Here is a 19,435-nt window from a genome sequence, read left to right on the forward strand (position 1 = left end):
TTTTCCCTTGGTAGACCCCGACATGAAGACACCCGAGCAGTGCAGCGGCCTGGACGACGTCCGCTGCGGTATCGACGCCATGGACCAGCAGATCATCCAGGCCCTGGGCCGGCGCCTGGCCTACGTCAAGGCGGCGGCGCAGTTCAAGCCGACCGAGGACAGCATTGCCGCCCCGGAGCGGGTTGCGGCGATGCTCCCGCAACGTCGGCAATGGGCCGAGCAGGCGAGCCTGGACCCGATGTTCGTGGTGCCGCTGTTTGCCCAGATCATCCACTGGAACATTGCCCAGCAAGTGCGCCACTGGCGCCGTCAGCACGGGCTGGATCAAGGAGCCCAAGATGAGTGAATCCTGCCTGTCCGGCTTGACCCGGGCCCTGCGCAAGGGCGAATCCCTGGCCCGACGCAGAGGTCGGGCGGTGCTGGTGGTGTACAGCCTGGCCGCCGAGCGCCTGGAGCCGCTGCGGCTGTTTGCCGCCAACCGCCAGGTGTTCGGCCAGAGCCTGTTCTGGTCCAGCGACCAGGGCGCCCTGGCCCTGGCCGGGTTCGGCTGCACCGAAGAAATCAGCCCGCCGGCCGCCGAGCGTTTTGCCGCCAGTACCCAGGCCTGGCGCCAGTTGCTGCTGCAGGCCCATCAGGTAGGGCCCAAGCGGGCCTACCTGTGCGGCGGCTTTGCCTTCGACCCCCAGGGCCCGCGCAGTGCCCAGTGGCAGTCGTTCGCCGCCACGTCCCTGGTGCTGCCGCGGATCCTGCTGCTGCGCGAAGGCGAGCAGCAGCACTGGCTGTTCAGCCTGTGGATCGAGCCCGGCGCCGACGTGGCCCAGTGCGCCGGTGCCCTGGAGGCGGAGTGGGCCCTGTTGCAGGCGCGCTATACCCACGCCCCCTTGGCACAGATGCCCGTTGGCACCCAGGCCGAGGACGACACCCAGGCAGCCGACCGCTGGCAGGACTGCGTGGCCCGAGCCATCGCGCGAATCCAGGGCGGCGAGCTGAGCAAGGTAGTACTGGCCCGGGAAGTCTGCCTGCGGGCGAGCCGCAGCATTCCTTGCGGGCCGCTGCTGGAAAACCTCAGGGCGGCCTATCCCCAGGCCTTCCTGTTCGCCTTCAGCCGTGGCGACAGCTGCTTTCTCGGCGCCACGCCGGAACGCCTGGTACGCCTGGCCCGCGGCACCCTCAACACCGTGGCCCTGGCGGGCACCTGCGCGCGCGGCCAGCATGAGCAGCAGGACGCGGAACTGGGCCAGGCCCTGATGGACAGCGCCAAGGATCGCCACGAACACGCCCTGGTGGTGCAGACCCTGCGCGAAGCCCTGCAGCCCTACTGCGCGATGCTGGAGATTCCCCCGCAGCCGCAATTGCACCGCCTGGCCCACGTCCAGCACCTGCTGACCCCGGTGCTGGGGCGGTTGCGGCCCCAGGTCGATCTGCTGCAAGTGGTGGATGCCCTGCACCCGACCCCGGCGGTGGGCGGCCTGCCTCGGGGCAAGGCCCTGGGCTATATCCGCGAGCATGAGCAACTGGACCGCGGCTGGTACGCCGCCCCGGTGGGCTGGCTGAACGCCGAGGGCGATGGCGAGTTTGCCGTGGCCTTGCGTTCCGCCCTGATCCGCGGCAACCAGGCGCACCTGTTTGCCGGTTGCGGCATCGTCGGCGAGTCGGACCCGGCGAGCGAATACCAGGAAACCTGCCTGAAGTTGCGCACCATCGGCGAAGCCCTGCGCCCGCAACCGGCCGCCACCTACGAAAAGCTCGGCCTCTCCCTGTAGGAGCCGGCTTGCCGGCGAACCGCGCAGCGGCCAGTTGGCGCGGTTCGTGGCGAAGGAATGCGACGCTCTTGCGGGCCTCTTCACTGGCAAGCCAGCTCCTACGGATGAGCGGGTGTGCACCCGTAGGAGCCGGCTTGCCGGCGAGCCGCGCAGCGGCCAGTTGGCGCGGTTTATGGCGAAGGAATGCACCAGGGCGTTGATGGCCTGACCGGAGCCCTTGCCCGCCAGGCTCAGGCGCGGCGGTACGTAGTCGTCCTTCAGGCCATGGACCACCCGCAGCGGCATGCCGATTTCGCGGATGGTGTCGATGGCGTATCGTTGCGCCTCCCTCCCTTCGAGCTCCCTGGCGAGTACCCATGAAATTCGACGCGTTGACCGACATCCTGCTAAAGCTCGAAAACGCCTTCAACGACCCTGGCGAGAACCTTGTGCGGCGCATCGACGCCTGCATCGCCGAGGTGGCCCAGTTGGCCGACCCGGCCAGCATTGGCCCGCTGTTGTCGTTGCTCGACGATGAGGCCGAATATGACGAGGTGATGTTTTCGCTGATTCACGCCGCCGAGCATTTCGATGATGCTGTGTATGTGCCGGCGTTGCTGGCGGCGCTGCCCGGCTTGCAGGAACACAGCCCGAGGTGGGCGCAGACGCTTTTCATGCGGGTGCTCAACAGCGAGCCCGCGCGCCTGGAGATGGTCCGTGCCTTGCGCGAAGCGGCGCCTGCGGTCAAGGCGGCGGCCCTGGAGTTGGCCGATTCGATCAATCAGCAGTCTCCGGCATTCCTGGCCAAGACCGTGGTGGTCATGGTGGCGGCTCAGCCGGCTGCGTGAGGGACGTCTAGGGACAGGTTTTTTGCAGGTGCCGCGGGCCCATTCGCTGGCAAGCCAGCTCCTATACAAGCCAGCTTCAGCTGGTGGGGGCGGCGGTGGGGGGCGGGCCGGCGAATTTTTGGCTGGGTTTGGCACGCAGCAGGGCGTTGATGGCCTGGCCGTAGTCCTTGCCCGCCAGGCTCATGCTGTTGTTGTGGGTGCCGCCGGGCACCAGCAGCAGTTTCTTCGGCTCCAGGGCGGCCTGGAACAATTCCTTGCTCAGGCGCGGCGGCACGTAGTCGTCCTTCAGGCCGTGCACCACCAGCAGCGGCATGCCGATCTCGCGGATCTTGTCGATGGAGTCGAACTTCTGCGACATCACCCAGCGCACCGGCAGGGAGGTCTTGGTCACCGCCGCGGCAGCGTCGGCCAGGGTAGTGAAGGTGGATTCGACGATCAGCCCGCGAGCGGCGGTCGGCGCCTTGGCGCTGGCGGCCTGGCGTCCCAGCTCGGCGGCCAGGTCGATGGCCACCGCGCCACCCAGGGAATGGCCGTAGATCAGGCGCTTGCTGGCGTCGGGCTGCAAGACCTTGAGCCGCTCCCAGGCGATGCGCGCGTCTTCATACACGCTGCTTTCCGAGGGCAGGTCGCCGTGGCTCTGGCCAAAGCCGCGGTAGTCGATGGCCAGCACCGAGTAACCCAGGGCGTGCAGCTGCTCGATGCGAAACAGCTGGCCAGTGAGGTTCCAGCGGACCCCGTGCAGGTAGAGGATCGCCGGGGCATCGGCGCGTTGTGCCGGCCACCACCAGGCGTGGATGTTCTGCCCGGCCTTGAAGCTTTTCGGCTTGAGTTCGAATTCCTGCACCGTACTCGGCAGGCCGCGATACCAGCCGGCGGTGCCGGGCTCGATGCGAAACACCAGTTGGCGTTCCTTGTGTTCGAGCACCGCGCAGCTCACCGGCAGGCCGACCACCAGCGCGGCCATGCACAGCAGGGAAAACCAGCGACGGCGCAGGCGCTGGGGCAGGGTTGGGGACATGGAAGGCTTCACCGCAGGACAGTCGAAAACGCGTTTTAACAGATGTGCCGCGACGGCTGCAGGAATTTCGGCGCAACGGTCGGCGGCAAGGGTTAGCAAATGCTACAGAGAGGGTCGGCAAGCGCCGTGGCCACCCGCTGCCGGGGCGGGCCACGACGGTGGGGCTTTAGAAGTTCCAGCGGGTGCTGAGCATCACATTCCGCGGGTCGCCGTAGTACGACGAGTTGTAGAAACCGATGTTGGTGAAGTACTTCTTGTCGAACAGGTTGTTGACGTTGAGGGTGGCCGAGACGTTCTCGGTGATCTGGTAGCGGGCCATCAGGTCCACCAGCCAGTAAGGGTCCTGGGCGAATTTTTCCTCGGTGCCCTTGCCGTAGTTGCTGAGTATCTTCCAGCCGGTGCCCTGCCAGCGCACGCCGCTGCCCAGGGTCAGCTTGTCCAGGCTGCCGGTCAGTTTGTAGCTGGTGTAGAGGTTGACCTGATCTTCCGGTTCCCAGGTGGAGACCTTGGCCCCGCTCTGGTCGCGAATGATCTTGTGGGTGTAACCGGCCTGCAGTTGCCAGCCGGGAGCGAGCTCTCCGGAGACTTCCGCTTCATAACCCTTGGCCTTGGACTTGATGCCCTTGGAGGCATAGTCCAGCCCGGGGGTAGTGGGGTTGGCGTTGTAGGCCAGGTCATCCACTGGCCGGTTTTCTTCATGCACCTCGAAGTAGGCCAGGCTGGAGTTCAGGCGGCCGTCGAAGAACTCGCCCTTGAGGCCCACCTCGTAGTTGGTGCCTTCGTCGGGCTTGAGCACCTTGTCGTTGCGGTCGCGGTAGTCGTCCTGGGGCAGGTAGATCTCGGTGTAGCTGGCATAGACGGAGAAGTTCTGGTCGAGGTCGTAGACCACCCCGGCATAGGGAATGACCTTGCCGGTGTCCTTGGTCCTGCTGGTACCGCTGACCTCGTAGTTGTTGACCCGGCTGCCGAGCAGCAACGAAAGATCGTCGTTGAGGCTAAAGCGCGCGGTCATGTAGCCGGCGCTCTGGCGGGTGGTCTCGTCGTTCTTTTTGGTCATGCTGCCCCAATCGGGCTTGGGGCTGTGCCCGTCCCAGTTGAAGTAGTCGTAGAAATTGTTGTGATTGGTGGCGCTGGTGAAGTCCCGGCCTTTCCAGTGCGAGTTGGAGATCGAGGCACCGACCACCAACTGATGCTCGCGCCCCAGCAGGTCGAAGGGGCCCGTGGCGTAAAGGTCGCCGCTGTCGCTGACGGTTTCGCCGGTGTACTTGCGGGTCAGCAGCGAGGCGATGCCGGTCTCGGCATTGGGCGACATCAGCGAACCCAAGGGCGCGTTGTAGCCATTGATCTGGTGGTTGTATTGGGCCTTGGCCACCCAGCCGTTGGCGAAGCTGTGCTCCAGGGTGCTGAACACGGTGCGGGTGTATTGCGACCAGCGGCTCCAGCTCGCGCCGTTGTTGTAGGAGCGCGAGGTGCTGATGGCATTGCCCTTGGAGTCGTACAGCGAGCTGCTGCCCGACCAGCTGGAACCCTTGGGGTCGTTGTCCTGATAGTCGGCGCCGACGGTCAGCAGGGTGTCCGGTGACAGGTCGAACTCGAGGATGCCGTAGTAGACGCTGGTCTGGCGCTGGTAGTGGTCAAGGAAGGATTTCTTGTCCTGATAGGCGGCGACCATCCGCCCGCGGACATTGCCGCTGTCGGTCAGGGGGCCGCTGACATCGACCTGCGAACGGTAGTTGTCCCAGGAACCGGCCCCCAGGTCGATGTGCCCGGCGAATTCGGCAGTGGGTTTCTTGCGCACCATGTTGATGGTGCCGCCGGGGCCACCGGCACCGGTGAGCAGGCCGGTGGCACCCTTGAGTATTTCCACGCGGTCGTAGATCACCGTGTCGGTGAGGGTGTGGCCCGAGGAGTACTGTGCGTCCTGCAGGATCGGAATCCCGTCGTACTGGAAGTTCTGAATGGCAAAACCGCGGGAGTAGTAGCTGGTGCGGTCACTGTCGTAGGTGGCCACGGTGATGCCTGGGGTATGGCGCATCACCTCGTCGATGGAGTTGAGGCCAAAGTCATCCATGGCCTGGCGGGTCACCACCGAGATCGACTGCGGGGTTTCCCGCGGTGTCAGCACTAGCCGGGTGGCGGTGGCGATGGTGCCCGGCGTGTAGGAGCTGCTGCCTTCGGTGACGGTGCCCAGCTGGTTGGTGGTGACCGTGGTTGCTCCCAGCTCGACCCGTTCACCGCCGACGGCCTGTATTACCCGATAGCCCGCGCCCTCGGCCACGGCTTGCAGGCCCAGGGGTTTGAGCAGGCGCTGCAGGCCTTCGGCCACGCTGAAACGGCCATTCAGGCCGGTGCTGCGCTTACCGGCGCTGAGGTTGGCGTCGATGGCGATCATGCTTGCCGATTGCTGGCCGAAGATGCCCAGCACCTGGTCCAGGTTGCCCGGGGCGATGGCGTAGTCGCGCTGCTGGTGGTCGGTCACGGCGGCGCCGGCTTCCGTGGCCAGCAGCGGCAGGCTGGTGCTGGCGATGGACAGGCCGATGATGACCGGGCGCAAGGTCGCGGCAAGGGGCGTAAGGCGAATGTGCATAAGGAAAATCCGTGGGTTGGGAAGGGATGGCGCTGAGCTGTTTTCCAGCTTCTTCCCTGGTCTTGATGCACGAGATTGAAAAAACTGCCGCCGCCCTGAAAAAAACAGGAAAACAATCAGGCAGCGTCCACGGAGGCCCAGTACCCCATTACCCGCCGGATGCGAATCGGCAGGGTCCTGGCCAGCAAATCGAGGCTGGCGTCCGGCTGGTCCAGGGAGAACGAGCCGGAAACCCGCAACCCGGCGACTTCGGCGGAGCAGCGCAGCAGGCCGGGGCGATAGCGGTCGAGTTCGGCGATCACCTCGCCCAGGGGGCGACGCTCGGCGATCAGCAGGCCCTGGGTCCAGGCATTGGCCGTGGTGGGCACGGCGGCCAGGGCGCTGATCCGCTGTTGGGCGATATCCACTTGCTGGCCCGGGTCCAGGCTTAGCGCAGGGGCATGGGCGGTGCTCACCGAGCCGCTGCCGGCGAGCAGTTGTACCCGGGTGCCGTTGATGCCCGGCAAGCCGACGCTGAGGATCAACTGCGAGCGCGGGGCGAGCTGGATGTGCCCATCGGTGGTGGCGACCTGCACGGGCGCGGCGTTGCCCAGGGTCAGCAACAGGCGGCCGCTGTTGAGCCGCAGTTGCAGGCCCTGGGGGCTGGCCTTCTGGTCGAGGCTGGTGCGCGTGTCCAGTTGCAGGCTGGCGCCAGCGGCCAGTTGCAGCTGGCGGCGCTCGCCGGTGGCGGTGTGGTAGTCGCTGAACAGTTGCGGCAACAGCAACCGTTCGCGCACGCTCCAGCTGCTGGCGGCGACCACGCCCAGGCCGACGATGCTCTTGAGCAGGGTGCGCCGCCCGGGGTGGCTGCGAGCCTGCAGCAGTTGCCGGGCGTGGGGCGCGGGCAGGCTGCGGGTGCTGTCGCGCAGGTCCTGGCCGATGCCGGCCAGGCGCTGCCAGGCCAGCTCATGCTGCGGGTCGGCCCGGCGCCAGGCCAGGCAGGCGGCCTGCTGCTCGGGGGGGCTGATGCCCGATTGCAGCAGCACCAGCCACTCCAGGGCCTGGTCCAGTACCTGCTGCTCCACGGCGCCCTGATCGTCCACTGGCTGGAAGGCGTTCATCCCGGGTACACCGCCGCGTAGCAGTGGCGGTAGGCCTTGAGCATGGCTTTCTGCACCACGTTGACCGAGAGCTGCAGGCGTTGGGCAATTTGCGGGTAGGTCAGGCCTTCGAGCTGGGACAGCAGAAACACCTCGCGCACCCGGCTGCCCAGGCCGTCCAGCACCTGGCCCACGGCGTCCAGGGCCTCAAGCACCAGCAGCCGGGTTTCCGGCGAGGGCTGGTACTGCGGCTCCAGCTGCGCCAGGGTTTCCAGGTATGCACGCTCCAGGGCCTGGCGCCGGAAATACTGCCCGCACAGGCGGCTGGCCACGGTGTTGAGGTAGGCCCGGGGTTCGCGCAGTACCGGCAGTCGCTCGCTGCGCAAGATGCGCACAAAGGTGTCCTGCGCCAGGTCCATGGCCTGGTCCTGGTTGCCGAGCTTGCGTCGCAGCAGTTGCACCACCCAGTTGTGATGCTGGAGGTAGAGCTCGCCCACGGCGTGCTGTAGCGAAGGGTTGGGCACCATCGATAAGGGTTCCGAGGTCGAGGTGGGTGAAATGGGCGTTTATGGTAATGCTTCTCATTAGTGAGTGCTTGAGTTTTTATTGCCGTTCACCAGGGCTGACTGCCACTCGGAAAAGTGAGCAGGGTTGCGGTTTAATTGGTTGCAAGGTACAACTAAATGCCTCACTTGCGAGGTCACGCCCATGCCGAGTTCATCCGCTTCCCTTATCCCATCACTGCGCCAGGCCTCCCGGCAGATGGTCCGCGAGCTGGGCTTCATGCAGGCCACCCTGGCCGCCACCGACTACCCGCCCTCGGCGGTGCACGCACTGCTGGAGATCGGCCAGGGCAATGCCCTGACCGCCGGTGACCTGGTGACCCTGCTGGGCCTGGAGAAATCCAGCGTCAGCCGCCTGGTGCGCAAGCTGGTGGACGCCGGCGAGATCAGCGAGCAGGCCCATGACCAGGACGCCCGCTCCAAGAAGCTGCAGCTCAGCGCCCGGGGGCGCCAGACCCTGGCCGGCATCGACCGTTTCGCCCAGGCCCAGGTGGCCGCGGCCCTGGCCCACCTGAGCCCGGCACAGCAGCGCAGCGCCTGTGCGGGCATCGCCGACTACGCCCGGGCATTGCGTGCGGTGCGGCTGGGAGACGTGCCCGAACAGCCGGAGCGCTGCTCCATCGCCCGTGGCTACCGGCCCGGAGTGATTGGCCGCATCGCCGAAATGCACGCCCGTTACTACGCGGATCTGGCGGGTTTCGGCCAGCCCTTCGAAAGCCTGGTGGCGCGGGACATGGCCGAATTGATGGGGCGTTTGCACAACCCGCGCAATGAAGTCTGGGTGGCGCTGCAGGGGGAACGGATTGTCGGTTCCATCGCCATTGATGGGGAGGGCGAGGGCGGCGAGGCGCTCCTGCGTTGCTTCATTCTCGATGAGGCCGCCCGCGGCCAGGGGCTGGGCCGGCGGCTGCTGGTCGAGGCCCTGGGCTTTTGTGACCAGTGGGGTTTTGCCGCCACCCGGCTGTGGACCTTCAAGGGCCTGGATGCGGCGCGCGCGTTATATGAGGAACAGGGCTTTGTGCTGGTGCAGGAGCAAGAGGGAGAGCAATGGGGCGCGCCAGTGACCGAGCAGTGTTTTGTGCGAGCAAGGGTGGCGCAGCGCGACACCATCCGCTGAGCGCTGTAGCCGCTGCTGAGCCTGCGAAGCTGCGCAAAGGCCCGCAGTGCCTTGCTTGGCGGTCTCGAGCCGAGCCTGTGGCGGCCCTGAAAACCTGCGTCTGCTGCGTCGGAATGCCGCCCAAGCCGTTCGCAGCCTTGTGCAGCGGCTACAGATAGCCGGTACTGGTGGTAGGGTTAGCCCCCTGATGATTATCGATCTGTGGAGAAGCATCCCATGCAAGCCATCAAGCTCAGCCTGCCGGCATCCCTGGACAACCTGAAGCGCGTGGAGCTGGCAGACCCCGGCCAGCCCGGCGCCGGGCAGATCCGCGTGCGTATCCATGCCTGTTCCTTGAACTTCCACGATTACGCCGTGGTGACCGGCGCGCTGCCTACCGCCGACGGGCGGATTCCCATGGCCGATGGCGCCGGGGTCGTGGAAGCGGTGGGCGAGGGCGTCAGCGAGTTCGAGGTGGGCGATGCGGTGGTGTCCTGCTTCTTTCCCCATTGGCACGATGGCGGCCCGGCGATCGCCGATTTCAGCACCACTCCGGGCGATGGCGTCGACGGTTACGCCCGTGAAGTGGTGATCCAGCCCAGCCACTGGTTCACCCATGCGCCCAAGGGCTACAGCCATGCCGAGGCGGCGACCCTGACCACCGCCGGCCTGACTGCCTGGCGCGCACTGGTGGTGGACGGCGCGCTCAAGGCCGGGGAAACCGTGCTGGTGCTGGGCACCGGCGGGGTGTCGATCTTCGCCCTGCAACTGGCCAAGGCCATGGGCGCCACGGTGATCGCCACCTCCTCCTCGGACGCCAAGCTGGCCAAGGTGCGCGAGCTGGGGGCCGACCATACCCTCAACTACCGCACCCACCCCGAGTGGGGCGCTGAAGTGCTCAAGCTCACCGGCGGCCGCGGCGTCGATCACGTGGTGGAAGTCGGTGGCCCGGGCACCTTGCCGCAGTCGATCAACGCGTGCCGCATTGGCGGGCACATCGCCCTGATCGGCGTGCTCACCGGCTGGGCCGGACCGGTGCCGACGGCGGCGCTGATGGCCAGGCAACAGCGCCTGCAGGGGCTGATCGTCGGCAGCCGCCAGCAGCAGATCGAAATGGTCCGGGGCCTGGAAGCCACCGGCATCAAACCGATCATCGACAGCACCTTCCCCCTGGCGGATATCGCCAAGGCCTTCGCCCATGAAGCCTCGGGCGCGCACCTGGGGAAAATCTGCCTGAGCCTCTGAAGCGATGCCGCAACCCGGGCCCAGCCTACTGATCGGATCCCCTGGGGATCCGATCTCTGCGGCCGCTGCTGCAGGTGGCGACAAAAGGCGCAGCGCCTGCCTGCCCCAGCCAGCCACTCACAAACAGTTGATCCATGCTAATGGATCCAAAAATAAAGCCATTATCTAAAGGCTTCATCATTTGCAGCGTGAAAAGTCGATAGTGCGCGATAATCGCCCATAAAAAGCACTATTCGCGTGTCTCTCTATTGTTTGTGGATCCATTAATTGATTGATTAGGCCCCTGGCGATGGCAGGAACCTTCCTGGCCGTCCCCGCATAACAATTACAAGAAAAGGGTTTCGTCATGCGCGTTCTCCCAAGGGCACGGGCCGTTCTCGGTCCTGCGTGCCACCTGCCTGTGTGCCTGTCCGTCCCCGCGCTTTGCGCGTCCAGCCCGAGCATGAGAGGACGGCCATGAACCACGATCTCAAGCAACGGGTCGACCAAGGCCCGATGGGCTCCTTCCAGTGCCTGGCGATCGGTATCTGCATCGTCCTCAACATGATCGACGGCTTCGATGTGCTGGTGATGGCCTTCACCGCCGCTTCGGTGTCCGCCGAGTGGCAACTCAACGGGGCGCAGATCGGTCTGCTGCTCAGTGCCGGTCTGTTCGGCATGGCCGCCGGTTCGCTGTTTATCGCGCCCTGGGCCGACCGCTTCGGGCGCCGGCCGCTGATCCTGTTCTGCCTGCTGCTGTCGGGTGTCGGCATGCTGCTTTCGGCCGGCAGCCAGAGCCCTTTGCAACTGGCGCTGTTGCGCGGCCTGACCGGCCTGGGCATCGGCGGCATCCTGGCCAGCAGCAACGTGATCGCCGCCGAGTATTCCAGCCGCCGCTGGCGCGGCCTGGCGGTAAGCCTGCAATCCACCGGCTATGCCCTGGGCGCGACCCTGGGCGGGCTGTTGGCGGTGTGGCTGTTGACTCATTGGGGCTGGCGCTCGGTGTTCCTGTTCGGCGGCATCGTCACCTTGCTGGTGATCCCCCTGGTGCTGCTCTGGCTCCCCGAATCCCTGGACTTTCTCCTGGCCCGGCGGCCGGCCGATGCCCTGGCGCGAATCAATCGCCTGGCCGGGCGCCTGGGCCATCCGCAACTGCTGCAAATGCCCGCGGCAGCGGTACGCGAGCAGGGCGCCGGCAGCGGTTTTGGCCAACTGTTCGCCGGGCCGATGCGGCGCACCACGCTGCTGATCTGGCTGCTGTTTTTCCTGGTGATGTTCGGTTTCTACTTCGTCATGAGCTGGACCCCGAAACTGCTGGTGGCCGCCGGGCTCTCGGCGCAGCAGGGGATCACCGGCGGGGTGCTGCTGAGTGTCGGCGGGATCTTCGGCGCGGCGCTGGTCGGCGGCTTGTCCTCGCGCTGGCCGCTGACCCGGGTGCTGTCGCTGTTCATGCTGGTGACCGCCGGGCTGCTGGTGCTGTTCGTCGGTTCGGCCTCCTCGATTGCCGCGGCCCTGGGCCTGGGGCTGCTGATCGGGCTGTTCGCCAACGGCTGCGTGGCCGGGCTCTACGCCCTGTCACCGGTGGTCTACGACGCTTCGGTACGGGCCACCGGGGTCGGTTGGGGGATCGGCATCGGGCGCATGGGCGCGATTGTCTCGCCCACGGTGGCCGGGGTGTTGCTGGATGCCGGCTGGCAGCCGCTGCACCTGTACGCAGTGTTTGCCGTGGTCTTCGTGCTGGCGGCCGCTTGCCTGTTGCTGCTGCGGCCGGTATCGGCGCAACCGCAGCCCGCCCTGGCCTAGTGTGGCCAGGGTGGGGGTTAAAAGATCGAGTCCCTGTCCTTGCGGGTAAAGGCACTGATCCGGGTGTAGCGCCCGTTGACCGATTCGACGTTCAGGTTGCCATTGAAGTCGGGATAGCTCACGCGCCCGCTGGACAGCGGCAGCAGCGCCACCTTGAGTTTTTCCACGGGGATCGAGGTGAACTTCAGGTCGGCGATGTTCGGCGCCATGTGGGGCAGGGCATAGCGGGCGCTTTTCAGCTCGCCGACGTAGCTGAAGATCATCGGCGTGGTGTAGTCCTGGGTGCGCGGGCGATAGGTGGAGGAGTAACCGACGATGCTCAGGGTGCGGCCCTTGATCTCGACGAACATGAAGGTCGGCGTGCGCTCGGTGATCCGGGTGCTGTCTTCCAGCAGCGCCCTGGCTTCGGCGGCGCTGATCAGGCTGTTGTCTTCACCGCTGAAGTCGTAGGCATGAAAACCGTTGAGCTCGGTCATGGCGCGCAGCAGCAGTTCCTTCGACGGGTCCGGGTGCATCCAGCGCACGTTGGGGCCACAGGCGCTCAGCACCAAGCTGATGCAAATGGTCAGGAAAATTAAAGGCAGGGAGCGGGTGCTCATGGTGGTCAGAGTCCTTTCAAGAGAGGTGCCTGGTTGTGGCCCAGGCCGGCCATGGTCGCCCAAGGGATGGGCGGTTGTCAGCACGGCCCGGCAAAGTGCGGGCGCTGTTTCAAGACTGGCCGTCGATGATCGCCGCGGCCACGGCCTGGCGGAACCAGCTCAGGGCGGCGGAGCTGTCGCTGTTGGGGTGCCAGTGCAGCGAGACTTCGAACTCCCCCACGGAAAACGGCAGTTCCAGTTGCCGCAGGCCGCCTTCGAGGGTGAACAGGCGGGCGATCTGCGCTGGCAGCACGGTCAGCAGGTCGGTGCCGGGCAGCACTTTGGGCAGCACCGAGAAGTGCGGCACGTGCAGGCTGATGCGGCGCCGGGCGCCCATCTGCTTGAGCACGTCCTCGACGCTGCCGTGGCCGGTGGTGCGGGTCACGGCGATGTGCCGCTCGGCGAGGAACTGCTCCAGGCTCAGCTGGGTGCCGATGCGCGGATGACGGTCGCTGAGCAGGCACACGTAGCGCTCGCGGATCAGCACCTGGCTGCGGGTGCCGGTCAAGGGCTTGCGGCAGATCAGCGCGTCGACCTTGGCGCTGCTGAGCCACTCGCCGGCCTGGTCCACCTGCAGCGGCAGGACTTCGACTTCGGCCTCGGGGGCCTGCTGGTTCAGGCGCGCCAGGATCAGCGGCAGGAAGCCCATTTCGCCAAGGTCGGAGAGGGCGATGCGAAAGCGCCGTTCGGTGGTCGCCGGGTCGAAGCGCCGGGTGCTGTGCACGGTGTTCTCGATCCGCGTCAGGGATTCGCGAAAGGCCGGGTACAGCTCATCGGCCAACTGGCTGGGCTGGATGCCGTCCCGGGTGCGGCTGAACAGGCCGTCGTCGAACAGCTCGCGCAGCCGCGCCAGGCCGTAGCTGACCGAGGGCTGGGTGACGAACAGGCGCTCGGCGGCCAGGGTCACGCTGCGGGCTTCGTAGAGGGTGACGAAGGTGCGGATCAGGTTCAGATCGATGTGGCTCATGCTGCCTCATGGATATAGACGGGTCTTATTTTTAATAGAGATAGTATCGATTTGATCAATTTCGTGGCGGCTGCAAGAGTAACTCAAATTCTAAAAAACAGCGGCAAAGGTCCATATGAAAACCGTCCATAGCGCCTCCTACGACATCCTGCGGCAACAAGGCCTGACCACCGTGTTCGGCAACCCGGGTTCCAACGAGCTGCCCTTTCTCAAGGGCTTCCCCGAAGACTTCCGCTACATCCTCGGCCTGCATGAAGGCGCGGTGGTGGGCATGGCCGACGGCTTCGCCCTGGCCAGCGGCCAGCCGGCCTTCGTCAACCTGCACGCCGCGGCCGGCACCGGCAATGGCATGGGCGCCCTGACCAATGCCTGGTACTCCCACAGCCCGTTGGTGATCACCGCCGGCCAGCAGGTGCGCTCGATGATCGGCGTCGAGGCGATGCTGGCCAACGTCGATGCACCGCAGCTGCCCAAGCCCCTGGTCAAGTGGAGCGCCGAGCCGGCCTGCGCCGAGGACGTGCCGCGGGCCCTGAGCCAGGCGATCCACATGGCCAACCAGGCGCCCAAGGGCCCGGTGTACCTGTCCATTCCCTACGACGACTGGGCCCGCCCGGCGCCGGCCGGGGTCGAGCATCTGGCCCGGCGCCAGGTGGCCACTGCCGGGCTGCCCTCGGCGGCGCAATTGCGTTCGCTGGTGCAGCGCCTGGCGGCAGCGCGCAACCCGGTGCTGGTGCTGGGGCCGGATGTGGATGGCAGCCAGAGCAACCACCTGGCCGTGCAACTGGCGGAGAAACTGCGCATGCCGGCCTGGGTCGCGCCGTCCGCTTCGCGCTGCCCGTTTCCCACCCGTCACCCGAGCTTTCGCGGGGTGCTGCCGGCAGCCATTGCCGGCATCAGCCGCTGCCTGGCGGACCACGACCTGATCCTGGTGGTGGGGGCCCCGGTATTCCGCTACCACCAGTTCGCCCCGGGGGACTACCTGCCCGCGGGCACCGAGCTGCTGCACATCACCTGCGACCCCGGCGAAGCGGCGCGTGCGCCCATGGGCGATGCGCTGGTGGGGGACATCGCCGAGACCCTGCAGGCCCTGGTCTGGGCGCTGCCGGATTGCGACCGGCCGCAGCCCCAGGCCTTGCCGCCGGCTGCTCCGGTCGAGGAGCTGGGCGGCCTGCTGCGCCCGGAAACCGTGTTCGACGTGATCGATGAGCTGGCGCCCAAGGACGCGATCTACGTCAAGGAGTCCACCTCCACCGTGGGCGCCTTCTGGCAGCGGGTGGAAATGCGCGAACCCGGCAGCTACTACTTCCCGGCCGCCGGTGGCCTGGGCTTCGGCCTGCCAGCGGCGGTGGGGGTGCAACTGGCCCGGCCGGAGCGGCGGGTGATCGGAGTCATTGGCGACGGCTCGGCCAACTACGGTATCACCGCGCTGTGGACGGCCGCCCAGTACCAGATCCCGGTGGTGTTCATCATCCTCAAGAACGGCACCTATGGCGCCCTGCGCTGGTTCGCCGGTGTGCTGCAGGTCAGCGACGCCCCGGGCCTGGACGTGCCCGGCCTGGACTTCTGCGCCATCGGGCGCGGCTATGGCGTGCACTCGGTGCAGGCCAACACCCGCGAGGCGTTCGCCCAGGCCCTGAGTGAGGCCCTGGCGGGCGACCGCCCGGTACTGATCGAGGTGCCGACCCTGACCATCGAACCCTGAGGGCTGCCTTGTCGCCGGGCGCGAGCCCGGCCTTGCCAACCGCAACCTGCGGACTCACCAGAAGAATAAAAAGAGGTGGTTATGAACACGACTTCGGTCACTGCTGTGATAGATGACGCGCCCCAGCCGGCGCGTTCCGGTTCCACCCAGGCCGACATCGGCACCTTGCTCGACCATGGCCCCTTCACCGGCATGCAGAAGCTGGTGGTGTTGCTGGCGGCGCTGTCCATCGTCATGGACGGCTTCGACGGCCAACTGATCGGCTTTGCCATTCCGCTGATGATCAAGGAGTGGGGCATCACCCGCGAGGCGTTCGCTCCGGCGGTGGCGGCCGGGCTGATCGGCATGGGCATCGGCAGTGCCTGTGCCGGTCTGTTTGCCGACCGGTTCGGCCGGCGCATGGCGATCATTGCCAGTGTCTTCGTGTTCGGTGCGGCCACTTGCGCCATTGGCCTGGCGCCCAATGCGCTGGCGGTGGCGGCCCTGCGTTTTATCGCCGGGCTGGGCATCGGTGGCGCGCTGCCCAGCGCCACCACGGTGACGGCCGAGTTCACCCCGGCGCGGCGGCGTACCCTGGCGGTGACGGCCACCATTGTCTGCGTGCCCCTGGGCGGGATGCTGGCGGGGTTGTTCGCCTCCCATGTGTTGCCGCTGTACGGCTGGCGCACCCTGTTTTTCATCGGCGGCAGCCTGCCCATCGTCCTGGGCTTTGCCTTGCTGGCGACGCTGCCGGAGTCGCCGCGCTTTCTGGCGCGCCGGCCCCAGCGCTGGAACGAGCTGGGCACCTTGCTTGGGCGCATGGGCCGGCCGATGGCGGCGGGGGTGGTCTACACCGATGCCCTGGAGCAGAAGAGCGAGAAGCAGGGTGGTTTCCGCGCCTTGTTCGCCCTGGGCTACGGGCGTGACACCCTGGCCCTCTGGGTGGCGTTCTTCATGTGCCTGACCGCGGTCTACAGCGCCTTCAGCTGGCTACCCACCATGCTGCTGTCCGAAGGCCTGGAGCTGTCGGTGGCCGGTTCCGGGCTGACCGCCTACAACCTGGGCGGGGTGATCGGGGCACTGGTGTGCGCGGTGGCCATCACTCGCTGGGGTTCGTTCTGGCCGCTGCTGATCTGCTGCGCCGGCGGCGCGGCCAGCGCCTTCCTGTTGCAGGTGGTGGACATCCACCAGGACACCGGGCTGCTGATCTTCGGCTTCGGCGTGCACGGCCTGTTCGTCAACGCCGTGCAGTCCACCATGTTTGCCCTGTGCGCCTTTATCTACCCCACCAGTGTGCGCGCCACCGGCACCGCATCGGCCCTGGCCTTCGGGCGCCTGGGGGCGATCCTCAGTGCCTTCGCCGGAGCCCTGGTGATTACCCAGGGCGGCGCCAACGGCTACCTCACGCTGCTGGGTTCGGTGATGGTCATGGCGCTGCTGGCGCTGCTGATCGTGGGCCGGCACATTCCCCGGCGCCTGCCGGGCCAGTCATGAACGCGGCGCGGTGCGTGAACCGGCCACTCAAACAGGAGGTTCGATGAACATCACCATTCTTGGCGCGGGCGCCATGGGTTCGCTGTTTGGCGGCCTGCTGGCGCAAAGCGGCCAGCAGGTAACCCTGCTGGACATCAACGACGGGCACCTTGCGGCGATCCGCAGCGACGGCCTGCTGCTGGCCACCGACAGCGGCGAGCGGCGCATTACCGGCCTGCACGCCTGCCGTCCGGAGCAGGCCACGGGGCACCCCGACCTGTTGCTGGTCTTCACCAAGACCTTGCACACCGACAGTGCCTTGCGCAGTGTCGCCGGGCATATCGCCGGCCACACCCTCGTGCTGACCCTGCAGAACGGCCTGGGCAATGCCGAGGCGCTGTCCCGGCATGTGGCCCCGCAGCAGGTGCTGATCGGCATGACCAACTGGCCCGCCGACATGGTCGGGCCGGGGCAGGTGCATTCCCACGGCCAGGGCATGGTGCGGGTGCTGGCCCCAGGCAGCCGCGAGCGCAACGCCAGCCAGGAGGTGGCGGCGGTGCTGGACGCTGCCGGGCTGAACTGTGCGGTGGACCCGCAGGTCTGGACCTCTATCTGGGAGAAGGTGGCCTTCAACGCCGCCTTGAACAGCCTGTGCGCCGTTACCGGCTGCACCGTGGGCCAGCTGGACGCAGCGCCGGAGGGCGTGGCCCTGGCCCGGTCCATTGTGCTGGAGGTGGTGGCGGTGGCCAGGTCCCAGGGAATAGAGCTGGATGCCCAGGGCTGCCTGGACAGTGTGGCGTTCGCCATTGCCCATCACCGCACCCACAAGCCTTCGATGTTGCAGGACGTGCTGGCCGGGCGGCCCACGGAGATCGGCTCCATCAATGGCCAGGTGCTGGAACGGGCGCGGCAGGCGGGGGTGCCTGTGCCCCACACCGAAACCCTGCTGGGCCTGCTGCGCCTGATCGAAAAACGCGCCGCCTCGTAGGAGCCGGCTTGCCGGCGAAGAGGGCCTTGGGGCTTGTGTGGCGCTGGCGGGCGCCTTCGCTGGCAAGCCAGCTCCTGCATACGCCGGCTTTTGTGTGACACATCGGTTTATGAATGCTGTTCCATGAGGAGATTTTCCATGAGTGATTCCAACGCGGTCTATCGCGATCTGCACCTGCAACCCATCGCCGGACAGTGGCGCGCCGGCGCCTCCGGCAAGACCCTGGTGGTGAGCAATCCATTCGACGGTGCACAGCTGCTGGAACTGGCCCAGGCCAACCGCAGCGACCTGGACGCGGCCTACGCCAAGGCCGCCGAGGTGCAGCCGCAATGGGCGGCCCTGGGCCCGTCCCAGCGCGCGGCGGTGCTGCACCAGGCGGTGGCGATCTTCGACCGGCGCCAGGAGGAAATTGTCGACTGGATCATTCGCGAATCCGGCAGCACGCGGATCAAGGCCCTGGCCGAGTGGGGCGCGGCGCGGGCCATCACCCTGGAGGCGGCGTCCTTCCCGGCGCGGGTCCACGGGCGGATTGTCGAATCCGATGTGCCGGGCAAGGAAAGCCGGGTGTACCGCAGCGCCCTGGGGGTGGTCGGAGTGATCAGCCCGTGGAACTTCCCGCTGCACCTGACCCAGCGCTCCATCGCCCCGGCCCTGGCCCTGGGCAACGCGGTGGTGGTCAAGCCGGCCAGCGATACGCCGGTGTGCGGCGGCCTGCTGCTGGCCAGGATCTTCGAGGAAGCGGGCCTGCCCGCCGGTGTGTTCAGCGTGGTGGTGGGGGCCGGTAGCGAGATCGGCGATGCCTTTGTCGAGCACCCGGTGCCGGCGCTGATCACCTTCACCGGCTCGACCCCGGTGGGGCGCGGCATCGGTCGCATCGCCAGTGGCGGCGAGCACCTCAAGCACGTGGCGCTTGAATTGGGGGGCAACAGCCCGTTTGTGGTACTGGACGATGCCGACCTGGAACAGGCGGTGAACGCCGCGGTGTTCGGCAAGTTCCTGCACCAGGGGCAGATCTGCATGGCGATCAACCGCATCATCGTCGACGAGCGCCTCTATGACGCCTTCGCCCAGCGCTTCGTGGCCCGGGTCAAGCAGCTCAAGGTGGGTGATCCGCAATCGCTGGACACAGTGATCGGCCCGGTGATCAACGCCCGCCAGTTGCAGGGCCTGCAGGACAAGATCGCCCTGGCCCGCGAGCAGGGCGCCGAGCCACTGTACGAGGGCGGGCAGAACGGCAACCTGCTGGCGCCCCATGTGTACGGCGAAGTGCGTGCCGACATGGACCTGGCGCGCAATGAAATCTTCGGCCCGCTGGTGGGGCTGCTGCGCGCCCGGGACGAAGCCCATGCCCTGGAGCTGGCCAACGACAGCGAATTCGGCCTGGCCAGCGCGGTGTTCACCGGCAACCTGGAGCGCGGGGTGAACTTCGCCCGGCAGGTGCGCGCCGGCATGACCCACATCAACGATGTGCCGGTGAACGACGAGGCCAACGCGCCCTTCGGTGGCGAGAAGAACTCCGGCCTTGGGCGCTTCAACGGCGACTGGGCGATCGATGAATTCACCCGGGACCACTGGATCAGCCTGCAGCACCGGCCGCGTCAGTATCCCTTCTGACCCGGCACCTTTGAATAACGCCCGGCCCCCCTGGCCGGGCTTTTGAGCATCCGTGAGCGCGCGGGCCCTTGTCGGCCTGTCGGGCACGGCTGCGCCTATGAAAAGCGGAGAACA

The 19,435-nt window shown here is 66.9% G+C and carries 16 protein-coding genes; 10 read left to right on the plus strand and 6 right to left on the minus strand.

Features of this window, described 5'->3' with window-relative positions:
- Window positions 1–22 precede the first annotated feature (22 nt).
- The 3 genes from BM382_RS01040 (at window position 23) to BM382_RS01050 (ending at window position 2,590) form a co-directional block, all read left to right on the plus strand.
- Window positions 23–346 carry an isochorismate lyase gene (locus BM382_RS01040; RefSeq protein ID WP_026020138.1) on the plus strand — a complete coding sequence of 108 codons (324 nt, stop codon included), beginning with the start codon at window positions 23–25 and terminating at the stop codon, window positions 344–346.
- Window positions 339–1,763 carry an isochorismate synthase gene (locus tag BM382_RS01045; protein ID WP_072441479.1) on the plus strand — a complete coding sequence of 475 codons (1,425 nt, stop codon included), beginning with the start codon at window positions 339–341 and terminating at the stop codon, window positions 1,761–1,763. Before BM382_RS01040 ends, BM382_RS01045 begins: the two co-directional genes overlap by 8 nt.
- Window positions 1,764–2,119: 356 nt before the next feature.
- On the plus strand, window positions 2,120–2,590 hold the full coding sequence (locus tag BM382_RS01050) for an Imm30 family immunity protein (protein WP_011061767.1): 471 nt from the start codon (window positions 2,120–2,122) through the stop codon (window positions 2,588–2,590).
- Between the two features lie 76 nt (window positions 2,591–2,666).
- On the opposite strand, the gene BM382_RS01055 is transcribed toward BM382_RS01050, so the two are convergent.
- From BM382_RS01055 to BM382_RS01070, 4 genes are all read right to left on the minus strand, one after another.
- Window positions 2,667–3,608, minus strand: a complete 942-nt coding sequence (locus tag BM382_RS01055; protein WP_072441482.1) for an alpha/beta hydrolase — start codon at window positions 3,606–3,608, stop codon at window positions 2,667–2,669.
- Between the two features lie 166 nt (window positions 3,609–3,774).
- On the minus strand, window positions 3,775–6,195 hold the full coding sequence (locus tag BM382_RS01060; protein WP_072441485.1) for a TonB-dependent siderophore receptor: 2,421 nt from the start codon (window positions 6,193–6,195) through the stop codon (window positions 3,775–3,777).
- A gap of 116 nt (window positions 6,196–6,311) precedes the next feature.
- Window positions 6,312–7,295: a DUF4880 domain-containing protein gene (locus tag BM382_RS01065; RefSeq protein ID WP_019094489.1), complete on the minus strand. Its 984-nt coding sequence runs from the start codon at window positions 7,293–7,295 to the stop codon at window positions 6,312–6,314.
- Window positions 7,292–7,801 (minus strand): sigma-70 family RNA polymerase sigma factor, encoded by a 510-nt coding sequence (locus BM382_RS01070; RefSeq protein WP_011061763.1) that lies wholly within the window; start codon window positions 7,799–7,801, stop codon window positions 7,292–7,294. The genes BM382_RS01065 and BM382_RS01070 overlap by 4 nt, the downstream gene beginning before the upstream one ends.
- 181 nt (window positions 7,802–7,982) lie before the next feature.
- Between BM382_RS01070 and BM382_RS01075 the strand changes: the two genes are divergently transcribed.
- The 3 genes from BM382_RS01075 to BM382_RS01085 all read left to right on the plus strand — a co-directional run bounded on the left by BM382_RS01075 (window position 7,983) and on the right by BM382_RS01085 (window position 11,960).
- Window positions 7,983–8,954, plus strand: a complete 972-nt coding sequence (locus tag BM382_RS01075) for a bifunctional helix-turn-helix transcriptional regulator/GNAT family N-acetyltransferase (protein WP_019094488.1) — start codon at window positions 7,983–7,985, stop codon at window positions 8,952–8,954.
- Between the two features lie 216 nt (window positions 8,955–9,170).
- On the plus strand, window positions 9,171–10,178 hold the full coding sequence (locus BM382_RS01080) for a zinc-dependent alcohol dehydrogenase family protein (protein WP_011061761.1): 1,008 nt from the start codon (window positions 9,171–9,173) through the stop codon (window positions 10,176–10,178).
- Window positions 10,179–10,634: 456 nt separating this feature from the next.
- On the plus strand, window positions 10,635–11,960 hold the full coding sequence (locus BM382_RS01085; RefSeq protein ID WP_072441488.1) for an MFS transporter: 1,326 nt from the start codon (window positions 10,635–10,637) through the stop codon (window positions 11,958–11,960).
- Window positions 11,961–11,977: 17 nt separating this feature from the next.
- On the opposite strand, the gene BM382_RS01090 is transcribed toward BM382_RS01085, so the two are convergent.
- Together BM382_RS01090 and BM382_RS01095 are read right to left on the minus strand one after the other, a co-directional pair.
- Entirely contained in the window at window positions 11,978–12,559 is a 582-nt protein-coding gene (locus BM382_RS01090; RefSeq protein WP_072441490.1) for a hypothetical protein, read from the minus strand.
- A 109-nt stretch (window positions 12,560–12,668) separates the two neighbouring features.
- The gene (locus tag BM382_RS01095) at window positions 12,669–13,565 is read right to left on the minus strand and encodes a LysR family transcriptional regulator (RefSeq protein WP_011061759.1); all 897 of its coding nucleotides are present in this window, start codon (window positions 13,563–13,565) and stop codon (window positions 12,669–12,671) included.
- Between the two features lie 115 nt (window positions 13,566–13,680).
- Between BM382_RS01095 and mdlC the strand changes: the two genes are divergently transcribed.
- The 4 genes from mdlC (at window position 13,681) to BM382_RS01115 (ending at window position 19,321) form a co-directional block, all read left to right on the plus strand.
- On the plus strand, window positions 13,681–15,267 hold the full coding sequence (gene mdlC / locus BM382_RS01100; protein ID WP_015635942.1) for a benzoylformate decarboxylase: 1,587 nt from the start codon (window positions 13,681–13,683) through the stop codon (window positions 15,265–15,267).
- An 81-nt stretch (window positions 15,268–15,348) separates the two neighbouring features.
- A complete protein-coding gene (locus BM382_RS01105) occupies window positions 15,349–16,740 on the plus strand; it encodes an MFS transporter (protein ID WP_072441493.1) in 1,392 nt (463 codons plus the stop codon).
- A 43-nt stretch (window positions 16,741–16,783) separates the two neighbouring features.
- The gene (locus BM382_RS01110; RefSeq protein ID WP_019094484.1) at window positions 16,784–17,707 is read left to right on the plus strand and encodes a ketopantoate reductase family protein; all 924 of its coding nucleotides are present in this window, start codon (window positions 16,784–16,786) and stop codon (window positions 17,705–17,707) included.
- A gap of 138 nt (window positions 17,708–17,845) precedes the next feature.
- Window positions 17,846–19,321 (plus strand): aldehyde dehydrogenase family protein, encoded by a 1,476-nt coding sequence (locus BM382_RS01115; RefSeq protein ID WP_072441497.1) that lies wholly within the window; start codon window positions 17,846–17,848, stop codon window positions 19,319–19,321.
- Window positions 19,322–19,435: the final 114 nt, after the last annotated feature.

It is taken from the genome of Pseudomonas sp. NFPP25, assembly GCF_900116505.1.
Taxonomy (GTDB): domain Bacteria; phylum Pseudomonadota; class Gammaproteobacteria; order Pseudomonadales; family Pseudomonadaceae; genus Aquipseudomonas; species Aquipseudomonas protegens.

Bases quoted from the DNA above. Each gene is read 5' to 3' on its own strand.
- BM382_RS01115 (WP_072441497.1), top strand. From the start codon at position 17,846: ATGAGTGATTCCAACGCGGTCTATCGCGATCTGCACCTGCAACCCATC.
- BM382_RS01050 (WP_011061767.1), top strand. From the start codon at position 2,120: ATGAAATTCGACGCGTTGACCGACATCCTGCTAAAGCTCGAAAACGCC.
- BM382_RS01070 (WP_011061763.1), bottom strand. From the start codon at position 7,801: ATGGTGCCCAACCCTTCGCTACAGCACGCCGTGGGCGAGCTCTACCTC.
- BM382_RS01095 (WP_011061759.1), bottom strand. From the start codon at position 13,565: ATGAGCCACATCGATCTGAACCTGATCCGCACCTTCGTCACCCTCTAC.
- BM382_RS01040 (WP_026020138.1), top strand. From the start codon at position 23: ATGAAGACACCCGAGCAGTGCAGCGGCCTGGACGACGTCCGCTGCGGT.
- BM382_RS01060 (WP_072441485.1), bottom strand. From the start codon at position 6,195: ATGCACATTCGCCTTACGCCCCTTGCCGCGACCTTGCGCCCGGTCATC.
- BM382_RS01085 (WP_072441488.1), top strand. From the start codon at position 10,635: ATGAACCACGATCTCAAGCAACGGGTCGACCAAGGCCCGATGGGCTCC.
- BM382_RS01045 (WP_072441479.1), top strand. From the start codon at position 339: ATGAGTGAATCCTGCCTGTCCGGCTTGACCCGGGCCCTGCGCAAGGGC.
- BM382_RS01110 (WP_019094484.1), top strand. From the start codon at position 16,784: ATGAACATCACCATTCTTGGCGCGGGCGCCATGGGTTCGCTGTTTGGC.
- BM382_RS01075 (WP_019094488.1), top strand. From the start codon at position 7,983: ATGCCGAGTTCATCCGCTTCCCTTATCCCATCACTGCGCCAGGCCTCC.
- mdlC (WP_015635942.1), top strand. From the start codon at position 13,681: ATGAAAACCGTCCATAGCGCCTCCTACGACATCCTGCGGCAACAAGGC.
- BM382_RS01080 (WP_011061761.1), top strand. From the start codon at position 9,171: ATGCAAGCCATCAAGCTCAGCCTGCCGGCATCCCTGGACAACCTGAAG.
- BM382_RS01065 (WP_019094489.1), bottom strand. From the start codon at position 7,295: ATGAACGCCTTCCAGCCAGTGGACGATCAGGGCGCCGTGGAGCAGCAG.
- BM382_RS01105 (WP_072441493.1), top strand. From the start codon at position 15,349: ATGAACACGACTTCGGTCACTGCTGTGATAGATGACGCGCCCCAGCCG.
- BM382_RS01090 (WP_072441490.1), bottom strand. From the start codon at position 12,559: ATGAGCACCCGCTCCCTGCCTTTAATTTTCCTGACCATTTGCATCAGC.
- BM382_RS01055 (WP_072441482.1), bottom strand. From the start codon at position 3,608: ATGTCCCCAACCCTGCCCCAGCGCCTGCGCCGTCGCTGGTTTTCCCTG.